The sequence below is a fragment of the Lentibacter algarum genome, from assembly GCF_040580765.1.
GTDB classification, from domain to species: domain Bacteria; phylum Pseudomonadota; class Alphaproteobacteria; order Rhodobacterales; family Rhodobacteraceae; genus Lentibacter; species Lentibacter algarum.
Genome location: NZ_CP158687.1, coordinates 691047 through 713682, shown reverse-complemented (window position 1 = coordinate 713682; position 22636 = coordinate 691047). Strand labels below are relative to the sequence as shown.

The 22636-nt window shown below is 49.9% G+C and carries 23 protein-coding genes; 10 read left to right on the top strand and 13 right to left on the bottom strand.

All coding sequences use genetic code 11. The features are described from left to right. Positions 1 to 66 precede the first annotated feature (66 nt). Positions 67 to 378: an ETC complex I subunit gene (locus DSM117340_RS03515; protein ID WP_089887910.1), complete on the bottom strand. Its 312-nt coding sequence runs from the start codon at positions 376 to 378 to the stop codon at positions 67 to 69. 180 nt (positions 379 to 558) lie between these two features. Between DSM117340_RS03515 and uvrB the strand changes: the two genes are divergently transcribed. Beyond that, the gene (gene uvrB, locus DSM117340_RS03510) at positions 559 to 2757 is read left to right on the top strand and encodes an excinuclease ABC subunit UvrB (RefSeq protein WP_089887908.1); all 2199 of its coding nucleotides are present in this window, start codon (positions 559 to 561) and stop codon (positions 2755 to 2757) included. After that, the gene (locus DSM117340_RS03505) at positions 2758 to 3246 is read left to right on the top strand and encodes a YdcF family protein (protein WP_089887907.1); all 489 of its coding nucleotides are present in this window, start codon (positions 2758 to 2760) and stop codon (positions 3244 to 3246) included. On the opposite strand, the gene DSM117340_RS03500 is transcribed toward DSM117340_RS03505, so the two are convergent. Then, complete coding sequence (locus DSM117340_RS03500) at positions 3230 to 3613, bottom strand: hypothetical protein (protein ID WP_089887905.1); 384 nt, start codon at positions 3611 to 3613, stop codon at positions 3230 to 3232. The two genes, DSM117340_RS03505 and DSM117340_RS03500, sit on opposite strands and share 17 nt — an antisense overlap. 430 nt (positions 3614 to 4043) lie before the next feature. Beyond that, positions 4044 to 4352 carry a zf-TFIIB domain-containing protein gene (locus tag DSM117340_RS03495; protein ID WP_089887904.1) on the bottom strand — a complete coding sequence of 103 codons (309 nt, stop codon included), beginning with the start codon at positions 4350 to 4352 and terminating at the stop codon, positions 4044 to 4046. 201 nt (positions 4353 to 4553) lie between these two features. Between DSM117340_RS03495 and DSM117340_RS03490 the strand changes: the two genes are divergently transcribed. Next, on the top strand, positions 4554 to 5117 hold the full coding sequence (locus tag DSM117340_RS03490; protein ID WP_354689855.1) for a hypothetical protein: 564 nt from the start codon (positions 4554 to 4556) through the stop codon (positions 5115 to 5117). Between the two features lie 40 nt (positions 5118 to 5157). Here DSM117340_RS03490 and DSM117340_RS03485 read toward each other — a convergent pair whose 3' ends face one another. Next, entirely contained in the window at positions 5158 to 7446 is a 2289-nt protein-coding gene (locus DSM117340_RS03485; RefSeq protein ID WP_089887901.1) for a glycosyl hydrolase family 28-related protein, read from the bottom strand. A 172-nt stretch (positions 7447 to 7618) separates the two neighbouring features. Then, a complete protein-coding gene (locus DSM117340_RS03480) occupies positions 7619 to 8077 on the bottom strand; it encodes a GatB/YqeY domain-containing protein (protein WP_089887899.1) in 459 nt (152 codons plus the stop codon). A 144-nt stretch (positions 8078 to 8221) separates the two neighbouring features. Between DSM117340_RS03480 and carA the strand changes: the two genes are divergently transcribed. Together carA and DSM117340_RS03470 are read left to right on the top strand one after the other, a co-directional pair. Beyond that, entirely contained in the window at positions 8222 to 9376 is a 1155-nt protein-coding gene (gene carA, locus DSM117340_RS03475; protein ID WP_089887898.1) for a glutamine-hydrolyzing carbamoyl-phosphate synthase small subunit, read from the top strand. Positions 9377 to 9480: 104 nt separating this feature from the next. Then, positions 9481 to 11394: a glycosyltransferase family 2 protein gene (locus tag DSM117340_RS03470; RefSeq protein ID WP_245724348.1), complete on the top strand. Its 1914-nt coding sequence runs from the start codon at positions 9481 to 9483 to the stop codon at positions 11392 to 11394. Here the strand turns inward: DSM117340_RS03470 and DSM117340_RS03465 are convergent. After that, the gene (locus DSM117340_RS03465) at positions 11341 to 11988 is read right to left on the bottom strand and encodes a GntR family transcriptional regulator (protein WP_089887895.1); all 648 of its coding nucleotides are present in this window, start codon (positions 11986 to 11988) and stop codon (positions 11341 to 11343) included. The two genes, DSM117340_RS03470 and DSM117340_RS03465, sit on opposite strands and share 54 nt — an antisense overlap. Before the next feature lie 98 nt (positions 11989 to 12086). Between DSM117340_RS03465 and DSM117340_RS03460 the strand changes: the two genes are divergently transcribed. The 3 genes from DSM117340_RS03460 (at position 12087) to DSM117340_RS03450 (ending at position 14279) form a co-directional block, all read left to right on the top strand. Further along, a complete protein-coding gene (locus DSM117340_RS03460) occupies positions 12087 to 12731 on the top strand; it encodes a pyrimidine 5'-nucleotidase (RefSeq protein ID WP_089887893.1) in 645 nt (214 codons plus the stop codon). An 85-nt stretch (positions 12732 to 12816) separates the two neighbouring features. Next, a complete protein-coding gene (locus tag DSM117340_RS03455; protein ID WP_089887891.1) occupies positions 12817 to 13017 on the top strand; it encodes a hypothetical protein in 201 nt (66 codons plus the stop codon). 59 nt (positions 13018 to 13076) lie between these two features. Further along, entirely contained in the window at positions 13077 to 14279 is a 1203-nt protein-coding gene (locus DSM117340_RS03450; protein WP_089887889.1) for a UbiH/UbiF family hydroxylase, read from the top strand. On the opposite strand, the gene DSM117340_RS03445 is transcribed toward DSM117340_RS03450, so the two are convergent. From DSM117340_RS03445 to DSM117340_RS03435, 3 genes are all read right to left on the bottom strand, one after another. After that, positions 14276 to 15400: an aminotransferase class V-fold PLP-dependent enzyme gene (locus DSM117340_RS03445; RefSeq protein ID WP_089887888.1), complete on the bottom strand. Its 1125-nt coding sequence runs from the start codon at positions 15398 to 15400 to the stop codon at positions 14276 to 14278. The genes DSM117340_RS03450 and DSM117340_RS03445 overlap by 4 nt on opposite strands. Before the next feature lie 73 nt (positions 15401 to 15473). Next, positions 15474 to 15929 (bottom strand): Lrp/AsnC family transcriptional regulator, encoded by a 456-nt coding sequence (locus tag DSM117340_RS03440; RefSeq protein WP_089887886.1) that lies wholly within the window; start codon positions 15927 to 15929, stop codon positions 15474 to 15476. Then, positions 15926 to 16381: an Lrp/AsnC family transcriptional regulator gene (locus DSM117340_RS03435; protein ID WP_089887884.1), complete on the bottom strand. Its 456-nt coding sequence runs from the start codon at positions 16379 to 16381 to the stop codon at positions 15926 to 15928. Before DSM117340_RS03435 ends, DSM117340_RS03440 begins: the two co-directional genes overlap by 4 nt. A 135-nt stretch (positions 16382 to 16516) precedes the next feature. On the opposite strand from DSM117340_RS03435, the gene ilvC reads away from it, so the two are divergent. Continuing rightward, a complete protein-coding gene (gene ilvC / locus DSM117340_RS03430) occupies positions 16517 to 17539 on the top strand; it encodes a ketol-acid reductoisomerase (RefSeq protein ID WP_089887882.1) in 1023 nt (340 codons plus the stop codon). Positions 17540 to 17658: 119 nt separating this feature from the next. Next, a complete protein-coding gene (locus DSM117340_RS03425; protein WP_089887880.1) occupies positions 17659 to 18573 on the top strand; it encodes a DMT family transporter in 915 nt (304 codons plus the stop codon). Here the strand turns inward: DSM117340_RS03425 and glmM are convergent. The 4 genes from glmM to DSM117340_RS03405 all read right to left on the bottom strand — a co-directional run bounded on the left by glmM (position 18570) and on the right by DSM117340_RS03405 (position 22616). Next, positions 18570 to 19913, bottom strand: a complete 1344-nt coding sequence (gene glmM / locus DSM117340_RS03420; RefSeq protein ID WP_089887878.1) for a phosphoglucosamine mutase — start codon at positions 19911 to 19913, stop codon at positions 18570 to 18572. The genes DSM117340_RS03425 and glmM overlap by 4 nt on opposite strands. Beyond that, positions 19910 to 20920 (bottom strand): dihydropteroate synthase, encoded by a 1011-nt coding sequence (folP, locus tag DSM117340_RS03415; protein WP_089888957.1) that lies wholly within the window; start codon positions 20918 to 20920, stop codon positions 19910 to 19912. Before folP ends, glmM begins: the two co-directional genes overlap by 4 nt. Before the next feature lie 44 nt (positions 20921 to 20964). Beyond that, the gene (locus DSM117340_RS03410) at positions 20965 to 21888 is read right to left on the bottom strand and encodes a dihydroneopterin aldolase (RefSeq protein WP_089887876.1); all 924 of its coding nucleotides are present in this window, start codon (positions 21886 to 21888) and stop codon (positions 20965 to 20967) included. Positions 21889 to 21983: 95 nt separating this feature from the next. Then, positions 21984 to 22616, bottom strand: coding sequence for a cell wall hydrolase (locus tag DSM117340_RS03405; protein ID WP_089887874.1), 633 nt, complete (start codon positions 22614 to 22616; stop codon positions 21984 to 21986). Positions 22617 to 22636: the final 20 nt, after the last annotated feature.

The window sequence follows — 22636 nt, the reverse complement described above, 5'->3', positions numbered from 1 at the left end:
TTGGTTTTTATGAGTAAATCTTAGCTATTGAACTGAATTTTCGCAACAAAAAGCGCCCAAAAAGGCTCAGTGCGTCCAAACTGTGCGGCGGTGTGTGGCAAAATTCTCGCCATAGCCACCCGCGCGAATATTGGCTTTTCGTGTCTTAGGCTCGGATACAACTGCTTCAATGCCGTTCTCTTGAGCATACTCAAGCGCTGCTTCCTTGCTGTCAAAGCGCAGCTTTACTTGCGATTGCGTATCGTTTGAGGACGTCCAGCCCATCAAAGGGTCAACTTCGCGAGGCGACGCAGGCGCAAACTCAAGCACCCAGCGCTTTGATTTCGCACTACCAGATTGCATCGCGTTACGGGCGGGTTTGTAGATACGTGCACGCATGAGGCCAGCTCCTTTGACTTGCGCTCGTTTATCAAGGATTTGCCGCCGTCCCGCAAGATACAAAAGCAAGCAACCTTATGCTTTGTCCGCCAAAGACACCTGAGAAAGCACCTCGCTTGGCCTTGCAATTTGCCCTCGATCCATCAAGTTAGAAGACTGCACCAATCGCGAGCGCCCAGAATGCCCCACGTCCATACAGATGCCTCCCCCGCCCTAACAAACGCCCCCTCAGGTGATGTGCGCAGCCGTGAAAAGCTCGAAGGTGGTAAGCGTTTCGTGATGCACACCCCGTTTACCGCAGCAGGCGATCAGCCCCGTGCTATCGCGGAGCTGAGTGAAGGGATCAAGGACGGCGAGCGCAACCAAGTTCTGCTTGGCGCAACCGGCACTGGCAAGACATTCACAATGGCCAAAGTCATTGAAGAAACTCAGCGCCCAGCGATTATCCTTGCCCCAAACAAGACCCTCGCAGCGCAGCTATATGGCGAGATGAAAGGCTTCTTCCCCGACAACGCAGTCGAATATTTCGTCAGTTTTTATGACTATTACCAGCCCGAAGCCTATGTCGCCCGCTCTGACACGTTCATCGAGAAAGAAAGTCAGATCAACGAACAGATCGACCGCATGCGCCACTCGGCCACGCGCGCTTTGCTTGAGCGCGACGATGTCATCATCGTGGCATCTGTCTCCTGCATTTACGGGATTGGCTCTGTCGAAACCTACGGCGCAATGACACAAGACCTAATCGTGGGCGAAAGCTATGACCAACGCTCTGTCATGGCCGACCTCGTGGCGCAGCAATACAAGCGCAACGATGCTGGTTTTCAGCGAGGCTCCTTCCGCGTGCGCGGCGACAGCCTCGAGATTTGGCCCGCTCACCTTGATGACCGCGCATGGAAACTCAGCTTCTTTGGCGAAGAGCTCGAGAGCATTCAAGAAATCGATCCACTCACAGGCGAAAAAGCCGGCAGCATGGACAAAGTCCGCGTTTACGCGAATTCACACTACGTGACGCCCAAGCCAACGCTCCTTCAAGCCATCCAGCAAATCAAAAAAGAGCTGCGCGTGCGGCTGGATCAATTCACGAACGAAGGCAAGCTCCTCGAAGCCCAGCGCCTTGAGCAGCGGACCAATTTTGACCTTGAGATGATGGAGGCCCAAGGCTTCTGCAACGGGATCGAAAACTACTCGCGCTATCTGACGGGTCGCCTGACAGGTGAGCCGCCCCCCACTCTTTTCGAGTTTATCCCAGACAATGCAATCGTCTTTGCCGACGAAAGCCACGTTTCTGTGCCCCAAATTGGCGGCATGTATAAGGGCGACTACCGCCGCAAGTTCACGCTTTCTGAGCATGGCTTCCGCCTGCCCTCTTGCATGGACAACCGCCCATTGAAGTTTGAGGAGTGGGACGCGATGCGCTCCCAATCCGTCTTTGTTTCGGCAACTCCGTCAAAATGGGAGCTTGAGCAGTCAGGCGGGGTCTTTGCCGAGCAAGTGATCCGCCCCACAGGGCTTTTGGACCCGATGATCGAGATACGCCCTGTTGAAACACAGGTGGACGACCTGCTCGATGAAGTAAAACGTGTGGCCGCCGCTGGCTACCGCGTGCTCTGCACCACCCTCACCAAGCGCATGGCTGAGGACTTGACCGAATACATGCATGAGCAAGGTGTGCGTGTGCGCTACATGCACTCTGAAATCGACACTCTCGAACGGATCGAAATCCTACGTGATCTGCGCCTTGGCGCGTTCGATGTACTGATCGGGATCAACCTTCTGCGTGAGGGCCTCGACATTCCCGAATGCGGCCTTGTTGCCATTCTGGACGCCGACAAAGAGGGTTTTTTGCGCTCCGAAACCTCGCTCATCCAGACAATCGGTCGCGCAGCGCGCAACGCCGAGGGCCGCGTGATCATGTATGCCGACAAAATCACCGGCTCGATGGAGCGCGCCATGGGCGAGACAGACCGTCGCCGCGAAAAACAGATTGCCTATAATATTGAACATGGGATCACACCCGAAACTGTGAAGAAGAACGTCGATGACATCCTGTCTGGCCTCTACCAAGGCGATGTCGACATGAACCGCGTCACCGCACAGATCGACCCTGCCCTGCAAGGTAGCAACCTCAAAGCAATCCTCGACGGCCTGCGCACCGACATGCGCAAAGCTGCGGAAAATCTGGAGTTCGAAGAAGCCGCAAGGCTGCGCGACGAGGTGAAACGGCTCGAAGCCGTCGATTTGGCCGTCCACGATGACCCCTTGGCGCGCCAATCCGCCATTGAGGCCGCTGGCGCCGAAGCCACCAAAGCACGCGGCCGCTCAACGGCTGGCAAGCCAGGGCAACGGGGTGGAAATGTGAAACGTAGGGGGCGGTAGATGCGCACTGCAATCATGCTAGGCGCAGCCGTAGGGCCCAATGGATTGGCCTCGCCCACACTTGAGCGGCGCGCCAAACATGCCGCAGCGCTGTATCTGGATGGTCAGGTGGATCGAATTTTATTGACTGGTGGAATAGGCCAAAACCCACCTAGCGAAGCACATGTTGCCGCGCAGATATGCTACTCATTTGGGATCAATCCTTCAAACGTGCTATTGGAGGAAAACGCGCAAACAACTTTAGAAAATTTTGTCTGCGCATTAGACCAGCACCCCAGTATTCAATGGGATCAGCTCATAATCGTCACAGATAAATATCACGCTTTACGCGCCAGCATGACAGCACGCGCTCTCCGTTTAAATTACAAAACAGACTGCCCTCCCCTTAAGGGCTCCAATCGCCGCAAGATTATCAAATCCTATCTACGCGAAATACCAGCGATCTTATTTTATGCGGTAAAACTACGAAGCATTATCGTACAACGGTGACATGAACAGACGTGCCACGACTACCACTGCCATAAATTCGCACAAAAACAGTGGCTCCCCCTTCAAGCAAAATACGCGCAGCAGAACTGTCAATTGATCCATTCATGATCATGCGTTCCATGATGCCACGATTTTCCATGTTGTTGAAAAAGCTGTCGCTTTCATCGCCCCTTTGGCGGATGCCAAAACGGTGGTAATTTGCACGGTCTTGACGCAATATTTGCCAAGGTTCGGTTAGGCGAACGCCTTTCGAGCTGTAGAGATCATCACGCCCAATATAGGCAACATAACTGCCCACCAAATCCTGAGCGATCGTCGGCGTGGCCATCACCACACACAATAAAATAGACACCAAAAAACGAGGCATAAAAAACTCCTTTCGTGTACCAAACAAAACAAGACTGATTATCTGCAGAGATAGCCCTCGACACAAGAGGCGTCCTAAGAAGAACTGTTGTATCGAGGGACGGAATTTTCTCGAAATAGCCCTACAAAAACAAGAAATGCTCGCGCACAGTCACGGGAGCCGCAAAATCAAATAAACGGAACAAACGGCACGCCACAGCCGGAAAGGGCCGTCATCGTTGATAAAATCAGAATAACTCTCATCAAAAACTCTCCTTATTGCCTTGGTTCGAGCCTAACTGGCATATCTTAAGCCCGTCAAAAACGTATCCTTGTGGTGAGCGGGTTAAGTTCAAGCTCTGAGTCGAATTTGCAACGATTGCACGGCTCAAAATGCAAAACCCTCCCCAAATGCGGGAAGGATCTCATTTGGGGTTTAAGAGAGTGCCAAGTCAGTCAAAATCGAACAAATCCTCTAGAATGTCAGCAAACCCGCCCCGCTTTTTTCGGCGTTTTGTCCCACCATCCTCTCGGGGGTTCTCCCGTCGAACTTCACGATATGGCTGACTTTGTTCACGAGCAGTCGTCCGAGTGTCTGGTCCACCCAACGGAGCAGAGGCACTTGAGCCAGCCGCAACATCGATAATCTTGTCAAGTTCTCCGCGATCAAGCCAAACACCGCGGCAGCGGGGACAGTAGTCAAGTTCGACTCCGCTCCGCTCTGTTATCACTAGGAGTTCACCATCTACAGGACACTTCATCCGAATACCTTTCTTACTGTTTTTATCAAGATAAGTCGCGATTGCTTCCCTTCAAGCGTGTTAACCAAACCTTCATTAATTTTAATCAAAATGAACGATGGATGACCTGTTATGTTGAATTTTTACCTTTTTCTCTTTCTGGCGCTGGCCAGCACTGTCGATGCTGGCGCTTGGTCGCGCAGCAAGGGAGAAGGTTTCACGATGACATCTCTACAAGTGACAGCCCCCAGCTTCACTGAGCCCGCAAGTTTCTACTACAGTAATTTTTCGGAATTTGGATTGACGGATAGCATCACTTTTGGAGCTGATCTTGGTCATTCCGTTTCAGGAGAGAGCAAACTTATCGCTTTTCTGCGCCACCCAATTTTAGCACTCAAAGACAAGCATCATTTTGCGGCGGAACTTGGAGTTGGGGAAATCGCAGGAGAGTTCATTCTTAGGCCAGGGCTTTTCTATGGGAGAGGGCTTGCCCACCACAATTCGTCAGGTTGGTTGGCTATTGACGTGTTGTTCGAACACCATGTTCGGCTCCAGAAGACAGACTTCAAGGCCGACTTCACATATGGCATCACTTCTTCAGGGGGCTTCAAAACCATTCTTCAGATGCAAAGCGGGCGACAGGCAGGTGACCCCAAATTCTTGAGGTTCGCGCCATCACTTGCCATCCCGATGGGCTCCGCAACCCACTTGGAGCTTGGCGGCTCTCTAAACTTGATTGGCGAGCCTGAGTACGGTTTGAAAATCGGGATATGGAAAGAATTTTAAACTTCGGAGCGCCCGACGGTAGCGCTCCGAAGACAAACGCCTAGAGCGGAGTGTCCATCCGCATGGAAATAACAATATCCCCTCGCACGGGTTGGCTCCAATTGACATGAATTGTGTCATTGTCAGCCCCCTGAGCCAAGTCAACATAGGGCATTTCATATCGCTTGACGTTGACTGCATTGCGAATGGGGCCTTCAGCGACAAGCGCTTCAACTTTGCGGGCCCAGCCCCCAAAAGGTAGCTGTGGGCTCCCAGATACGATCCACTTGTCGCTTTCAGTCTCTTGGCTGTGTGTGGATATCAACGGATTTACAGTGGCCACATCAACAGCATTGTACATATTGTCTCGCCAGGTGATGTTCCTCATCCTGCTAAAATTAGTGTCGGCAAAGCTCGTATCAATACGCTCCACACGTTCAATAGTCCCTCCGATAATTCGGAAAAAGTTACCTTGGACATTTAGGCCATTGATAAAATGCCCAGCCCCATGCGGCTTTAAGATAATATAGCTGAACCACGGCGCCACATGACTTGCTAGAAAAATATTGTTGGAAATATTGAGCTGACTAAACGAAAATTCTGAATTGAACTCTGGCTCATCGTCGTGCTCATTCGACCACTCAATAAAGCAATTATCGATATAGTTTCCATCAACTGTTGCGCGACAGTTTGTTCCAGTCAGCACGATTCCAGCGAGACGTAAGCCATTGGAAACCCCGTCCCCTTGGAAGAAGTGATTTCCTGTAATAATTGAGCCAGAGCCAGCAATAATGGCAAAGTGTTTAAAGCGAACCACACGATTGTTGCGCAGCTTTATATCATTGCCATTGGCGTTCATCGCAATCGAAACTCGGTCTTGTGCAGGTACATTATTTTCGTCTGACAGGAACTGACATCGATCGACGTGAAGACCCTGACAACCTTCCCCCGGGCTTGTAATCCCTCGGTCTTTCGGGCCTGTAAAAAAGCAGTTTTCTACAGAAAAAATCAGCCCAGTGGGGGCAAGTAGAATTCCACTCGCCTCTCCCTGAAGACGAAACTCGACATCTTTGATCGAAAACCGATCAAGATCCTCCATGCCACTGAAATCCAGAACATACTTGAAGCGGCGAAACGTGTAGTTTTGCGTACCCTCAGCATCGAAAGGTCGCTGCGAGAGTGTTAACTCTTGAGCCGCAACATTCTTTGATCGAACATATACCTCTCTGCCGACTCCATTGCCTTCGACCAATGATCCAACAGGTATGCTTGCGATATTTGTAACACCTGTGAGTTTGAAACTGTTTGAGTTTGAATATGTACCTTGCGCTGAAAACACCTCGGTATCCCATGCCGCGCCTGGGGAAACGTCAAATTGGCCATTGTGGATGTGGCGTCGGGTCGAATAACGATCACGCCCAATGACGCTGTGAACATCAATTGGTGTGTCAATCCTTATGCGCCGTCCATCCATATCGAGCGATTCGTGATCGGATGAATCAAACAAGGCTTGAAGTGCTTTTTTAAAGGCCTGCTCTTCGTTGCCAAAAGCATCGATGTAAGCTGGCAGATCGAAATTTTTTGTCAAAGCGAGAACATGCGCATCATCAAGTGTGACAGTTCCTTCAAATCGGACTCGGCTTTCAAACGTCATATTGTCACCCAAGAAATATGTGCCCTTAGAAACGATCACTGTCCGCCCTTCAGCGGCGGCATCAGCTGCTTCAAACGCAGCCAAGTCATCTGAAACGCCATCCCCCACGGCACCAAAATCTCGCACGTCAACACTCGCAAGCATGTTGCGCATAAAGACTGCTGTAATGTCTTCCACAATTACATCGTCAATCCGGACGACTCCGCCTGTCGTTCCGAGAATATCCAGACCAATATGCGCATAGGTTGCCTGTGCGCCCCACACCATATCGACGCCACCACGATTGCCTGGTCCTATAATAGCACTGACCTCGACCACCTCGCCATATGTATCCAACGCAATAGCGGGACCATACTCTAAAACCCCTGTCACATGAGCCCCACCAATCCCTCCAGCCCATGCTGCGATACGCACAGCCGGAAAGGGTCCACTGACCGCTTTTACTTTCACGCGAACCTGAAGGTAACACTCAGGAAGAAGGGGGGTTTCACCCATATATCGCAATGCCTGAACTGGCTCCGTCTTTACGAGCTCTAGACATCCACCAAAGTCTGAGTCTGCGGGGACAATAGCCGCATTCAAATTGTTCGCATATGTATCCGAACCAGGTGTTCCGTCCTGACTTGACCAGACACCAAGCCCTGCTGCGAATTTTGGCGGCATTAAAAGCACACCATCTGTAACTACTTTATTCATGCGTTCCCTTTCTTCGTCCAATATTTATGGTCGAACACCATGTTTGAGCGACCGCTCACATGGCGAAAGGAACTATCAACGACTGATTAACACACACTCACTCGAGCGTGCGTTGTGCAAAGTTATAGTTTGATGAGATCGAACTTCGGTACTTCAGGGTTAGTAGTGGTAATTAGTTTTTGGTCAAAGCGGCCTTTACGAGCGCACCCGCTGCACCAAAATCAATCTGGCCCGTGTATTTGGATTTGAGGATACCCATGACTTTCCCCATGTCCCGAATGCTCTCGGCACCAGTATCAGCAATCGCTTGAGCAATCACAGCCTCGGTCTTCTCTGCGCTGAGTTGGCGAGGCAAAAACTCTTCAATGATTACAATCTCAGAAAGCTCGCGTTCTGAAAGATCAAGCCGGTTTCCTTCTTCATATACCCTAGCGCTCTCTTGGCGTTGCTTGACCATCTTTACTAAGATCGCAAGGACCTCCTCATCGCTTACTCTAGCATCATTACCATCACTTCTGGCAGCAATATCACGGTCCTTAATTGCAGCACTGATAAGGCGTAGCGTTGACAGTCGGTTACTATTTTTGTCTTTCATCGCTTGCTTTAGAGCAGCATTGATCTCGTCGCGCATCTGTTATTGGCCCTTGGCTTTGGTTGCATTGCAGCTAAATGACATTAACGAAATGCGAGGAGACTGACAACCGCTGCATGAGCCCTTGACCCTCGGTCCCACCAGACGTAGGACTACGCAAATTTACCAGACGGAGTGACTCACATGGCGCAGGCAACCCCCTCGCATCCAACCGCATGTCTAGCGCTTGCTGATGGAACAATTTTTTACGGCCACGGCTTTGGGGCAACAGGCCGATGCGTAGCAGAACTATGCTTCAACACTGCAATGACGGGTTATCAAGAGATAATGACGGACCCTTCATACGCTGGGCAGATCGTCACGTTTACCTTTCCTCACATCGGAAACACGGGAGTAAACGCCGAGGACGATGAAACAGCAGAGCCTGTTGCGGAAGGAATGGTTGTAAAGTGGGATCCCACGTCGCCCAGCAGCTGGCGCTCCACCGAAACTCTGTCTAGCTGGCTTGCATCACGCAAGCGCATTGCAATCGGCGGCGTTGATACCCGGCGACTAACACGCGCGATCCGACAGCAGGGAGCACCGCACGTAGCGCTTGAGCACAACGAAAGCGGAAATTTTGACACAGATGCTCTCGTTAAGGCTGCTCGTGATTTTGCAGGTTTGGAAGGCATGGACCTTGCAAAGCAGGTTACATGCTCACAATCCTACCGGTGGGACGAAATGCGCTGGGCTTGGCCTGAAGGCTACCAAACCCAAACCGAACCAAAGCATAAAGTCGTCGCGATTGACTACGGTGCAAAGCGCAACATTTTGCGGTGCCTCGCTTCCACTGGCTGCGAAGTGGTAGTGCTTCCAGCCGATGCGACTGCTCAAGACATTCTGGCCCACAATCCTGATGGCGTTTTCCTTTCAAATGGCCCTGGCGATCCTGCAGCGACAGGCGTCTACGCTGTTCCCATGATCAAGGAAATTCTTGAAACAACAGACCTACCGGTGTTCGGAATTTGTCTTGGCCACCAGATGCTTGCACTAGCTTTGGGTGGGAAAACGATAAAGATGAATCACGGTCATCATGGCGCAAACCACCCTGTAAAGGACTTAGAAACAGGCAAGGTCGAAATCACCTCGATGAACCACGGCTTTGCAGTAGATGCCCAGTCTCTTCCCTCAGGCGTAAGACAAACTCATGTCTCATTGTTTGATGGTTCAAATTGTGGGATCGCTCTTGATGGAAGACCAGTCTACTCAGTTCAACACCATCCAGAAGCAAGCCCTGGTCCTCAAGACAGCTTTTATCTTTTTGAAAAATTCGCAGATTACATGTCAAAGTCTTAACAGAGGTAGCTCACGTTAACCCACTGTTAAGACTTGATTAACATCAAGTTAACCAAGTTTGAATACTCTATGAACGTTAGTTTTGCGTTTTCAGAGTAATCAGTATGTACATCTCTAGACATAACGGATGTGAAGCCCCGTCGAGCTTTGGGCGTTTTTTAGTTTCGGCTGGATACATTTCCTCTCGAGAGCTTTTAGAGGCCCGCACCGAAAGCATGCGTCTTAATTGCTCGGTTATCAGCTCTCTTGAATCCACGGGTAGACTAAACAAAAACACAATTTCCCAAGCGAGTGCTCGTTTCTTAAAGCTTGGAATAGTCGATATCGTAAAGACGCCCCCTGATCCAAGTATAGCAACTCTATTTGACCCCGCTTTGCTTTTGCGTTTCGGGGTGCTGCCATGGCAAAAAGAAGCAGATAAAACTGTACTGCTCTGCGCAAACCACGAGAACTACAGCTCATTTCTCTCTCACGTCGATGTTGATCCTAGCCAGTTTGAAATCGGCATCGCAAAGCATGACGCGATTTTTGACTGGTTGATCCACTATCACAATGGAACCTTAGTCTCTCGAGCCTCCACGCGCGTATCCGAAAGCGAAAGCTGTAGAACATGGGAAGTACACACGAGCCGGCGAAGGTTGGCGATGACACTGTTTGGAATATCGGCGCTCTTAATGTTGGTCGCGATATTCCCCCATGTCATCTTAGGGCTCTTTTCTATTTGGGCGATAGCAACCCTATTTATCTCAGCCATCATGCGCCTCTCAGCCTATGTCGCCGAAGTCTCTACTGAACCCGATGAAAAACCGCCTCCGTGCCCTCAAGATCAGCTGCCAACAATTTCGATACTAATCCCTTTATTTAAAGAGCGAGAAATAGTTTCAGATCTTCTGAAACGGCTGAGCGCACTGAGCTATCCCAAGGCACTACTTGATATAAATCTCATTGTAGAAGTAAACGATGCGCTCACTAAGTCTGCATTGGCAGACTACAATTTTCCACAATGGATGCGGGTCATTGAAGTTCCTGAAGGTGCGCCAAAGACGAAGCCACGAGCGATGAACTATGCTCTCGACTTCTGTAAGGGTGATATTGTCGGCATTTGGGATGCAGAAGATTCACCAGCGCCCGACCAGCTAGAAGTGGTGGCAAGTCGCTTTCACGTAGCGGGCACAGATCTTGTCTGCTTACAGGGCGTATTGGACTACTATAACAGTAAACAAAACTGGCTGGCTCGGTGCTTCACAATTGAATACGCAGCTTGGTTTCGCTTGATTTTACCCGGGATGTCAAACCTTGGCCTCGCAATACCGCTAGGTGGAACAACGCTATTTTTTAAGCGAGATGTTCTCGAAGCTTTAGGGGGCTGGGATGCTCACAATGTAACGGAAGATGCGGACCTAGGGTTCAGGCTTGCGCGGCACGGCTATCGCACAGATGTAATCCCAACGCGAACTGGGGAAGAGGCAAATTGTCGACTTTGGCCATGGGTTCGTCAACGTTCTCGTTGGCTCAAGGGGTACATGGTCACTTATCTTGTCCACATGAGAAAGCCATCAAAGCTGCTGAAACAGCTTGGTCCTTGGCGCTTTATTGGCTTTCAAGCACATTTCTTAACGGCATTGTCACAGTTCGTACTAGCCCCTGTATTGTGGAGTTTCTGGCTCGTTTTGTTTGGCCTTCCCCACCCTCTGGAAGCTTTCGTTTCTCACAATACTCTTGTTGTCTTAGGGCTCTCGTTTCTGGCTATAGAGCTAATTAACGTACTGATAAACGCAACAGCTGTTTCAAAATCAGAGCTTCGGCACCTGTTCTTTTGGGTCCCAACCATGCATTTTTACTACCCACTAGGTGCACTCGCCGCATACAAGGCCTTGTTCGAGTTGATTGTGAAGCCATTTTACTGGGACAAAACCCAGCATGGGCTTTCTGTCAAAAACGCACGCAGAGCAAAGTGTAACGAGTCACCCGCTAGTTTTGGCGGCATCAAGTTTGAGGCGCGTAACAAAAGCTTTTGATATGTGGGCCTTCAGAGCTTCTCGTGCCTTCTCTTCATCGCGTGCTTCAATGGCTTTGACAATCATGTCATGTTCTTCAAGAGCCTTGGTGCTGCGTCCCTCTGCAGCGAGGGATGTTGTTGCCATAAGCGCCATAGATTGATGCACCAGATTGAGCTGTTGGACTAAAAACCTATTGTGAGACGCTAAATGTATCTGCCTATGAAAACGACGATTGGCTTGTGCGAGCGCATTCGGGTCATCCAACAACAAACGGTCTTCTTCCATCATGTCGCGTAGTACTCGCATTTCTTCGTCCGTAGCGTGTCGGGCTGCCAGCTGAGCCGCCAAACCTTCAAGCTCCGCACGCACAGAATACAATTCGGCCATCTGGTTGTGGTCAAGAGAGGCAACAATCAGGCTACGCCCGTCACGTGTTAGCAAGGATTGCGTTTCTAGACGTTGCAATGCCTCACGGATTGGGGTGCGAGACACGCCAAAGCGTTCGGCCAGTTCGTTCTCGACCAACCTATCACCCGGACGGTACACCCCCCGATCAATCGCCTCCAAAATAAGACCGTATGCATCTTTTTGGTTCGGTTTTGGCTCTTTCATATCGCGTCCTTCTATCGTCAGTCTGGACTTACCTCGAAGTCACTAGGCTAACAACGCACCGCTTGCACATTAATTCAACCCTGCATAACACTACGTCGATGACACGCAAACTTTTCTCAAAAATCGATACTTGGGTCTTTGATCTTGATCAGACCCTGTACCCAGTCGAAATGGGGCTTTTCGATCAAATTGAGATTAAGATGACTAACTTCATCGTAAGAACACTCAAAGTATCGCAGACTGAAGCAAACGATTTGCGTGCAAAGTATTGGGGGAAATACGGAACGACACTCGCAGGATTAATGAAACATCACGCAGTGGAGCCAGAACCATATCTACGGGAGGTTCATGACATTTCGTTTGTTTCACTTGAGGCCGACCCTCTTTTAAGAGACCGCATTGCCAACCTTCCAGGACGCAAAATAGTGTATACCAACGGCAGCAAGCCATATGCTGAGAAAGTACTACAGGCCCGCGGACTAAATGCTTTGTTTGACGATATTTTTGGAATTGAACACGCAGACTATGCGCCAAAGCCAAATATAGAAGCGTATAGAATAGTTTTTCGAAAAGCCGGCTTAGTACCTGAAAAATCTGCAATGTTTGAAGATGATTGCAGAAATCTTAAAGTACCGCATTCGCTTGGTATGCGTACTGTTCACGTTGCCCCAACTTCCAGCCCTGCTCCTCACATTATGCATCACACCGACGACATCTCAGCGTTCCTAGCAAAACTGAGCTGAGATGTGCCCAACTGCGTCATTCTGCGCCTTTACCGCAGAAAAGCATCGCATAGATGTACTCCGACTATACCTTATGGAGTTCAGAATGACACAACCCTCACAAATCGACCACACTTGCACAACGACCGAGCGCCGCAATACACGCGTTATTCTCTCCATTACCTTTATGGCCTTGATCACGTGGGGCTTAGCGATAGCCAAGTGGGGCCTACCAGCGCTGTTCTTACCTGCGGTTTGTCTTGTCCCAATACTGATGTTCTTGCTTGTGCTGATTTCACGCGGCTAGCGCGCTTGGAAACCACCCCACCGCAAGCTATCGTAGGATAGGGTAGAAGGAACGCTGAGATGTCGGTAAGTCAAACGGATGTTTGCGTCGCAGGAGGTGGCATAGCTGGGATGATCGCAGCTATCAGCTTTGCCTCGCTTGGATATAAAACCGTTTGTGTGGATCCGACTGCTCCCGTTACAAATAAGCTATGCCAAGATGCCGATATGCGCTCAACCGCATTTTTGCAGCCTGCGCGAAAGCTTCTCCTCGAAATAGGCCTATGGGAACGTCTTCAGCCCTTTGCATCGCCATTGCAAATTATGCGAATTATTGATGCTGGGGGCGATAAGTCAGAACCACGCATAAGATCTGAGTTCGACGCAAGCGATATCTCTGACCTACCATTTGGTTGGAATTTTCCAAACTGGCTGCTGCGGCGGGAATGCCTTATAAAAATTAGTGAACTAGAGAACATAACCTTTTTGACGGGTGTCGCAGTCGAAGGTGTTCTCACGCGACATGATTGCGCCAAAATCGCACTATCCAATGGTGATAGCCTAGAAGCAAAGCTTCTTATTGCAGCTGATGGGCGCAATTCAGCTGTACGAAAGGCTGTCGGAATTGAGACAAAAACTGTTCGGTATGGTCAGCACGCGCTTGCATTCACCGTAACACATCCAATCCCACACAAGAATGTTTCCACCGAAATCCACAGGTCAGGTGGCCCTTTCACTATGGTGCCATTGCCAGATCACGAAGGATCACCGGCCTCTGCAATCGTATGGATGGAGCGAAGTCCTGAAGCTCTACGTCTTCAAAAAATTTCAGTTAAAGACTTCGAGCAAGCGATGAATGAGCGCTCTTGCTTATTGCTGGGGCCACTTTCACTGAACAGCCCAAGAACAGCTTGGCCAATTATCTCCCAATATGCCAAAGCAATGTCGGCTGAACGAACTGCTCTGATAGCGGAAGCGGCCCATGTCGTCCCTCCGATCGGAGCGCAAGGCCTCAACATGTCATTAAATGACGTCAAATCGCTCTATGAGTTAGCCAAAGCCTCTCCAAGTGAGATCGGCGACAGTACGATGCTCACAAAATACCACAGGTCACGCCATCCCGACGTTCGCATGCGTTTTTTGGGAATTGATGCCCTGAACCGAGCATCGATGCTGTCTTCCAGACCGCTGCGCGATATCAGGGCATTAGGCCTCAATCTAATTTACGGCTTTTCTCCACTGCGCAAATCCTTAATGAAAGTAGGCCTGGGCGCTAAAGACTAGAGAACCTTGTCTATGACCGTTTTCAAACGCGCTAATGTGCCTTCCACATCATATAGTTTGTCTAGGCCGAATAGGCCAAGACGGAAGGTCATAAAGCCTTCAGGTTCATCGCAAGCAAGAGGCACGCCAGCTGCAATTTGCATACCCTCCTCGGAAAACTTCTTACCATTCTGAATGTCCGGATCGTTGGTATAGCTTACAACAACCCCAGGAGCGCCAAATCCATCTGCTGCGACCGAATTAATGCCTTTCGCCTTTAACATCTCCCTAACACCCTGCCCCAGAGCCCACTGCGCCTCTTCCAACTTGTCGAAGCCAAAATCACGTGTTTCAACCATTGTGTCACGGAACATCACCAACGCATCCGTTGGCATCGTGGCATGATAGGCATGCCCTCCACTTTCATACGCCTTCATGATGTCACGCCATTTTTTCAAATCAATTGCAAAGCTATCCGAAGTTGTCTTTTCAAGCCGTTCCACAGCCCTTTGCGACATCATCACAAGGCCTGCCGACGGGGAGGCTGACCAACCTTTCTGGGGCGCCGAAATTAGAACATCCACACCAGTCTTTTTCATATCGACCCACGCACAGCCAGATGCGATGCAATCAAGAATCATAAGTGCTCCGACATCGTGCGCGGCTTTCGCCATAGCGTTAATATAGTCATCGGGCAGTATAAGCCCCGCCGACGTTTCAACATGCGGCGCGAACACAACATCTGGCTTTGTATCTTGAATGGCAGCGACAACGTCTTCGATCGGAGCAGGTGCAAAGGGCGTTTGCGCACCATTTCCAGTCTGACGGGCTTTATAGACACTTACCTCAGAAGCAAAGTTACCAGCGTCAAAGATTTGACTCCAGCGGAAGGAAAACCAACCATTCCGGACGACAAGTGCATGCGCCGAAGCTCCGAATTGACGCGCAACAGCCTCCATCGCAAATGTACCTCCGCCAGGGATCAGCGCAACGGAATCAGCAGCATAAACATCTTTAAGCATTGCCGAGATATCTGTCATGACCCCTCTAAAGCGAGCGCTCATATGATTTAGCGAGCGGTCGGTAAAAACCACTGAAAATTCATCGAGTCCTTCAGGGTCAACTGTTTTGAGCAATGCCATATTGGCCTCCAATTTTGAAGCTTCTCAGCCTTCCTAGCAACAAGACACCACTCCGACCAGCCTGTTCTGTGCCCTATAGCGGACCGTATCTATACTCTTCACTCAAAAGAACATTTGCTTCCACTTGGCCTGCGCCTGGAAGAGTCATAATACGGCGCCTTAACACTCGTTCAAAATCGGGAATATCACGTGCGACAACTTTGAGCCGATAATCGTAAAGCCCAAGAACATGCTCCACACTGACGACTTCAGGAATGGCTGAAACTGCTCGTTCAAAATCCTCGAGACTGACCCGCCCCTTAGCCGCAAGTTTCACCCCAAGAAACACCATAACGCCTAAGCCAAGTTTTTCACGATCAAGTCGCAACCGCCTCCCGACAATCGCACCGTTGTCCTTGAGGCGCTTGATACGTCGCCAAACAGCTGGCTGAGACAACCCCAACTCTTCCCCGAGAGACTTGCTGCTCTTGCTTGCGTCACGAACCAAAGCGCGCAGAATTTTTCGATCTATCTCGTCGACCTCAATCATACTGGCAAAGCCTCTTGAGACTTTATCCTAGCGACATGCATAAGCGCTTCGATATCTGCTATATGCGGGAGTGAAAGAATACGTGAGCGGTAGACTTCCTGATAGTGCGTCATGTCTCGCGCGATCACCAAAAGTCGAACATCGACTCTCCCCAAGAACGTCTGAATTTCTAAAACTTCAGGAACAGTGCGCGCCTTCGCCAGAAACTCATCAAATGCTGTTGTTTGGGTCTTATCAAGCGTAATGCGCAGGCTGACCTCCACCGCAAAACCAAGCGCCTGCCAATCAACGACGACCTCTTGGCCAAGAATTACACCGCTACTTTCCAGCTTTTCAAGCCGCCGCCAACAACTTGCTGTTGTTAAAGAACAGCGGTCAGCAAGTTCAGCGATCGACACATCGGGCGCTGCTTGAAATTGCCTTAGGATACGGCGATCCACATCATCAAGCATAAAAAATCCATAAATTTATAAATCAGAGCATAAATATACTAAAAATAGACAATTTTCAATCAAATCTGGCAGCCTGATCAATTCAAGTGTAGGTAAGCTAGAACTAACATTTTCGAAGCACAAAAGGAACACACCATGCGCGTTTACTACGACCGCGATTGCGACATTAACCTCATCAAAGATATGAAAGTAGCCATCCTTGGTTACGGTTCACAAGGTCACGCACATGCGCTGAACCTACGCGACAGCGGCGCCAAAAACCTTGTTGTTGCCCTGCGCGAAGGTTCTGCCTCAGCAAAAAAAGCTGAAGGTGAAGGCCTCAAAGTTATGGGGATTGCTGAAGCTGCCGCTTGGTGTGATGTGATCATGTTCACAATGCCTGATGAGCTTCAGGCCGAAACTTACAAGAAATACGTCCACGACAACATCAAGCCGGGTGCGGCGATTGCCTTTGCTCACGGCCTCAATGTCCACTTCGGCTTGATTGAGCCAAAAGAAGGCGTAGACGTGATCATGATGGCACCTAAAGGCCCAGGACACACTGTGCGTGGTGAATATACCAAAGGCGGCGGCGTGCCATGCCTTGTGGCCATTGACAACGACGCCTCAGGAAAAGCTCTCGAGATTGGTCTATCATATTGCTCCGCCATCGGTGGGGGCCGCTCGGGCATTATCGAAACTAACTTCCGTGAAGAGTGCGAAACAGACCTATTTGGTGAGCAGGCAGTTTTGTGCGGCGGTCTTGTAGAATTGATCCGTTGTGGTTTTGAAACACTCGTTGAAGCTGGCTATGCGCCTGAGATGGCCTACTTTGAATGCTTGCACGAAGTAAAGCTGATCGTAGACTTGATCTATGAAGGCGGCATCGCCAACATGGACTACTCAATCTCAAACACTGCTGAATATGGTCAGTATGTCACTGGTCCACGGATCTTGAAATACGACGAAACCAAAGCCCGCATGAAAGCTGTGCTAGAAGACATCCAGCAAGGTAAATTTGTTCGTGACTTCATGCTTGAAAATGCCGTTGGGCAGCCAACGATCAAAGCATCACGTCGTGCCAACGACGAGCACATGATCGAAGAAACCGGGGCGAAATTGCGTGGCATGATGCCTTGGATTTCTGCCGGGAAAATGGTCGACAAAGAAAAGAACTAAAGGGTGCAAATCCTACTATCGAAAAAGGCGCCCATTGCGGCGCCTTTTTTGCTCTAAACACTTAGACAGTTCGATGCGCATCAACCGAGAGCCGCTTGCTCTGCTCAAAAAGGAAAAGAATGTCAGACAGCCCAAACATTACGGCCATCAGCTGGCTTTCAATTTTGCTTCTAGGCTTTGTTTGGGGCGGAACATTTTTAGTAATCGAGCTGGCGTTGCAAACAATGACACCATTCTGGATTGCTGCGGCGCGCATCGGGTTTGCGACGCTCTTGACGCTTGTCATTTGGAGCATTTTGGGCCGGAAGCTTTGGCTGAGCTCACATCAAGCATGGGGCTCCCTCATAATTGTCGGGATAGCCTCCTCTGCACTCCCCTTCATGCTACTAAGTTGGGGGTTACAATATGTAACTTCGGGCTTCGCAGGTGTCTCGATGGCGGCCGTCGCACTCTTGGTTCTTCCATTATCCCATTTTTTGGTTGCCGGCGAGCGAATGACATTAAGGAAAACCCTTGGGCTGACAGTCGGTTTTTGCGGAGTGGTTATCTTGATCGGTGGAAACGCGTTTACATCTACTGGCTCAGAACTGGAAACACTTGGGCGTCTTGCCTGCTTAGGGGCTGCCGCGTGCTATGCAGTAAGCTCAATTGTAATGCGCCGTCTGCCGGCAGTGGATCCCATAGGTCTTGCCGCAGTCCCTCTTGTCTTTGGTTCGTTAATCGTCATACCCGTCGCCTACGCGAGCGAAGGCTTGCCTGAATTACCTGACAGCCGAACCCTTCTGATATTAGCCTTTCTGGGCTTAATTCCAACAGCTGGTGCAAATTTTTTGCGTGTTTGGGTAATCAGAACAGCGGGCCCCGTGTTCATGAGCCTAACAAACTATCAGGTTCCAATTTGGTCGGTTCTTTTGGGAGCCTTAGTCCTGTCAGAGGCCTTACCCAGCAGTCTAATTCTGTCACTCATGCTTATCTTACTTGGCGTTGGCTTGACACAATATGGCGCTCTTACTCGGCTCTTTAATCGCTCCTAGAGTACGGCCTCAATTGCCGATACGATCGCATCAACAGATTGATGAAGCAGCCCTTCATCTTCGCACTCTGCCATAACACGAACCAGCGGCTCCGTGCCCGATTTGCGTATCAAAAGACGCCCGCGGCCAGAAAGTACGCTTTCCACACGCAATATCTCCGTTTGAACTGCTTCATCATCAAGAGGTGTCTGACCTTTTTCAAACCGAACGTTTTTTAACAATTGCGGTACAGGCTCAAAAACATTCGCCAGCTCAGACGCGCGAAGACCAGACTGCACCAATGCCGCAAGAAATTGGAGTGCGGCCATCAAGCCATCACCTGTCGTGGCATAATCAGTCATCACGATATGACCTGATTGCTCGCCACCAAGATTAAACCCGCCGCTACGCATGCGTTCCACAACGTACCTATCGCCTACATTTGTCCGCTCTAGCCCAATGCCTTCACCACCGAGAAACTGCTCGAGGCCTAAATTTGACATTACGGTCGCGACCAAAGAATTGCCTTTCAGGCTCCCCTCGCGCGCCCATCGAGACGCAAAAAGTGCCATAATTTGATCGCCATCAGCCACTGCACCTGTTTCATCAATTAAGAGCACACGATCAGCATCTCCATCGAGGCAAATACCCAAATCAGCGCCATTAGAAACAACCGCTTCAGCTGCCACACGCGGCTGCGTTGAACCACAATTTTGGTTGATGTTGAAACCGTTTGGAGACGTGCCGACGGTAATAACTTCGGCGCCCAGCTCCCAAAGAACTTCTGGTGCAGCTTTATAAGCCGCGCCATGAGCGCAATCGATGACAACCTTTATGCCATCCAGCCGCATACCGTTGGGGAAAGTCGACTTAACTCTTTCAATATACCGGAAAAGCCCGTCATCAATTCGCTTGGCCCGTCCAATATTGCGTGATTGAGCAGGCTCTACGCCAGCTTGCACCAATGCTTCTATTTCGAGTTCAGCCTCATCAGAGAGCTTAAAACCATCTGGCCCAAAAAACTTTATTCCATTGTCGACAGCAGGGTTGTGGCTAGCAGAAATCATCACACCCAAGTCAGCCCGCATCGAAGTTGTCAGCAGGCCAACAGCAGGCGTCGGAATTGGACCAAGCAACAATACGTTCATACCTGTGCTCGTCAAACCCGCCGTTAGAGCGCTTTCGAACATGTAGCCAGAGAGACGCGTATCTTTACCAATCACCACCCGATGCGCGACAGAACTGTCTTTGCGAAAGTAACGACCGACCGCAGCGCCTATTTTCAGAGCCATCTCAGCCGTCATCGGGTAAGTGTTTGCCGTTCCGCGCACACCATCTGTTCCAAAAAGCTCTCGTGTCATCGTAAATTTCCTTTTATGACTGCCAACCAAAGTTGCAGTGCCTGCTTCGTCTCAAAAACATCATGTACACGGAGCAGCTGTACCCCTTGGGAGACACCCGCCAAAGCTAAAGCAACGGAACCAGGCATGCGTGCACTAGGTTCTTCACCGCCACCAATCGTGCGAATAAAGCCCTTGCGTGATACGCCCAACAATATGGCGCAACCGAGCCCATGAAAAATGCTCAAGTTAGACATCAAGGAAAGATTATGCTCGATCTTTTTTCCAAACCCAATTCCCGGGTCAATGACAATACGTTCACGTGCTATCCCAGCCGCGACCAAAGCATCCACTCTCGCTTCGAGAAAATCATACACATCGAAAATTACATTTTCATAAATAGGGTTGTTTTGCATCGTCTCAGGCTCACCTTGCGAATGCATCACAAAAACTGGCAGATCGTTTGATGCGCAAAAAGGACCGAGTGCGGAGTCAAACGTAAAGCCAGACACGTCATTCACCATGTTTGCACCGGCATCATAGGCCGCCTCAGCAACTGCTGCCTTGCGTGTGTCGATGGAGATCGGCACATCCAAAATACCTCTGAGTGCCTGGATCACAGGCGCAGTCCGCGCGATTTCAGCTTCTCTTGGAACCTCTACCGCACCAGGTCGAGTACTTTCGCCACCAACATCAATGATGTCAGCACCCGCTTCGACCATATCTTTCGCATGCAAAAGAGACATTGCAGCGCCATTGAAGCGCCCACCATCGCTGAAACTATCTGGCGTTACGTTCAAAATTCCCATGAGCCTCGGGGTTTCAAATGTTAGCCCACAAATTTCTTTCCGCGCTGCCGTAAGTCTCTTCAATACGTCATCTGGTAGCCTCGATGCTGGAACAAAAACGGACGGCTTGTTCCGTTCAAGCAATTCGACAGTCGTAAACCAACAGATACCACCAGCAAGAGGCAAAGCGCCTTGAGGCCGTTCAGAGCCTGTTTGAACCAATGGCCGATAATAGTATATGCTCATTTTCTATCTCTACACAAACCCACTAACTCGATCTAGGCTTACAGCTCGACTTCGGTCACTTTTCGCAAGTCAACTTTCATAGAAGAATTCACAGGGTTCACAATTTCACCAACGGCAATAAAACGCTCGGCTTCCATTTCTTGCGCAAACCACAGCGCAAGATCGAGAGCATCATTCACATCGCTTGAGGGCCCGTCTACCGCATCAAGGACAATCTTTGATGGAGCCCAAACACTCACTTGAGCGTTTTTCATAGCCCAATCAAGTTCTGTTCTTGTCTCCACAACGACACAACGTGTTTCATTGGCTGCTAAGACCCACGCATTCTGCTCGATCGCCAACAGTTCTATCCTACGCTGCGCCAAAGCTGCTTGGGCTTTTGGTGTAGCAACTTGAGGCGCACCAACACAAATGAGAGTGGGCGTAGGAGTTGCTTCAAGTTGATCAATCCACCCTTTCAAATGAGCAGATTCAATTGCCTCATTGGTCAGAAAAATAACTGTCGGTCTTACAATTGTCTCTTCTGAGCAAACAACATTCTGCTTGGACTTTGAGCGTACGATTTCAACACCGAGCGCTCCAGAACCACGATCGAGTTTCTCAATTCGTACAAAAGTGCGCTGTGCTTGAGGTTCCCATAGAATACGCTCGGCGACACGGTCCGCTAAGGTTTCAAGAAGATTTAGGCGTTCTTCTCTAAGCGCAATTGTGATCGCTTCAGTGACCTTGTCATAAGACAGTATCTTATCGACATCATCGTCAACATCATCACTTGTTGGCAAAACCTCAACCACGACATTAAAGCTAATTCGCTGCGTCGTTCCACGCTCGGCTTGGAACGCGCCGATTTCGACATCAACAATATGATCTCGTAGCGAAATACGGTCCAAAGGCGAATCGAGCAAAGTCGCCCGCGACCGCGCGTCAGGATGATCAAAAGCTTGTGCTATTTCGCTACTCACAGTGCTGGGCTCCCCAAATTAGGCTTGTCCCGCCTATACACTGCACAGACGTCAGGTAAACCCCAAGCGAACACACATAACCGCTTAGCATCGCGTCAGTTGCTGGAAATGCGTTTGGGCTGCTTGTAAAAATGATGATACCCAATCGTTGCGGTCCGAGGGAATTTACTAGCCCAACGTGGATTGACTGACTTCGTGTGATAGTGCGTAGCACCCTTCGTTAAGGGGCGCTCTGCCCCCTTTGCCATCACTTTGGCAATTTTTCCTACGCGCTCAAAAGCCTTTGGCTCTGAAATGATTTCTGCATTGCCATCACACGTGTAAGTGAACTGACAAGCATATTTTCGTCCTGTTCCTTGGTGAACCACCCCACAAATAGTATCAGGATATCGAGCGCTTTTCACACGGTTCATGATAACTTCGGCAACGGCAAACTGCCCTTTCACACTCTCACCACGCGCCTCAAAATACAGTGCTTCTGCAAGGCAACGCCATTCTTTGCCACCACTTGCCCGAGGCTGATTGGAGAGCCACTCGTGAGTATAATTAACTCCTCCGTAGGAGGCTTTGGCTTCGTTTGATCTTTCTAGAAGAGTTGCCAAACGATCTTGAGGAATAGCATTAAGTGATTTTTGCTCTCTATCAAACAAGCGCTTAATAGAAACATCAGCCGCAGCAGGGAGACCTAAAACGGCACCCAGAGCAATAGCACAGACAAGCCTCAGCATCCGCAGGCCTCCTAATAATA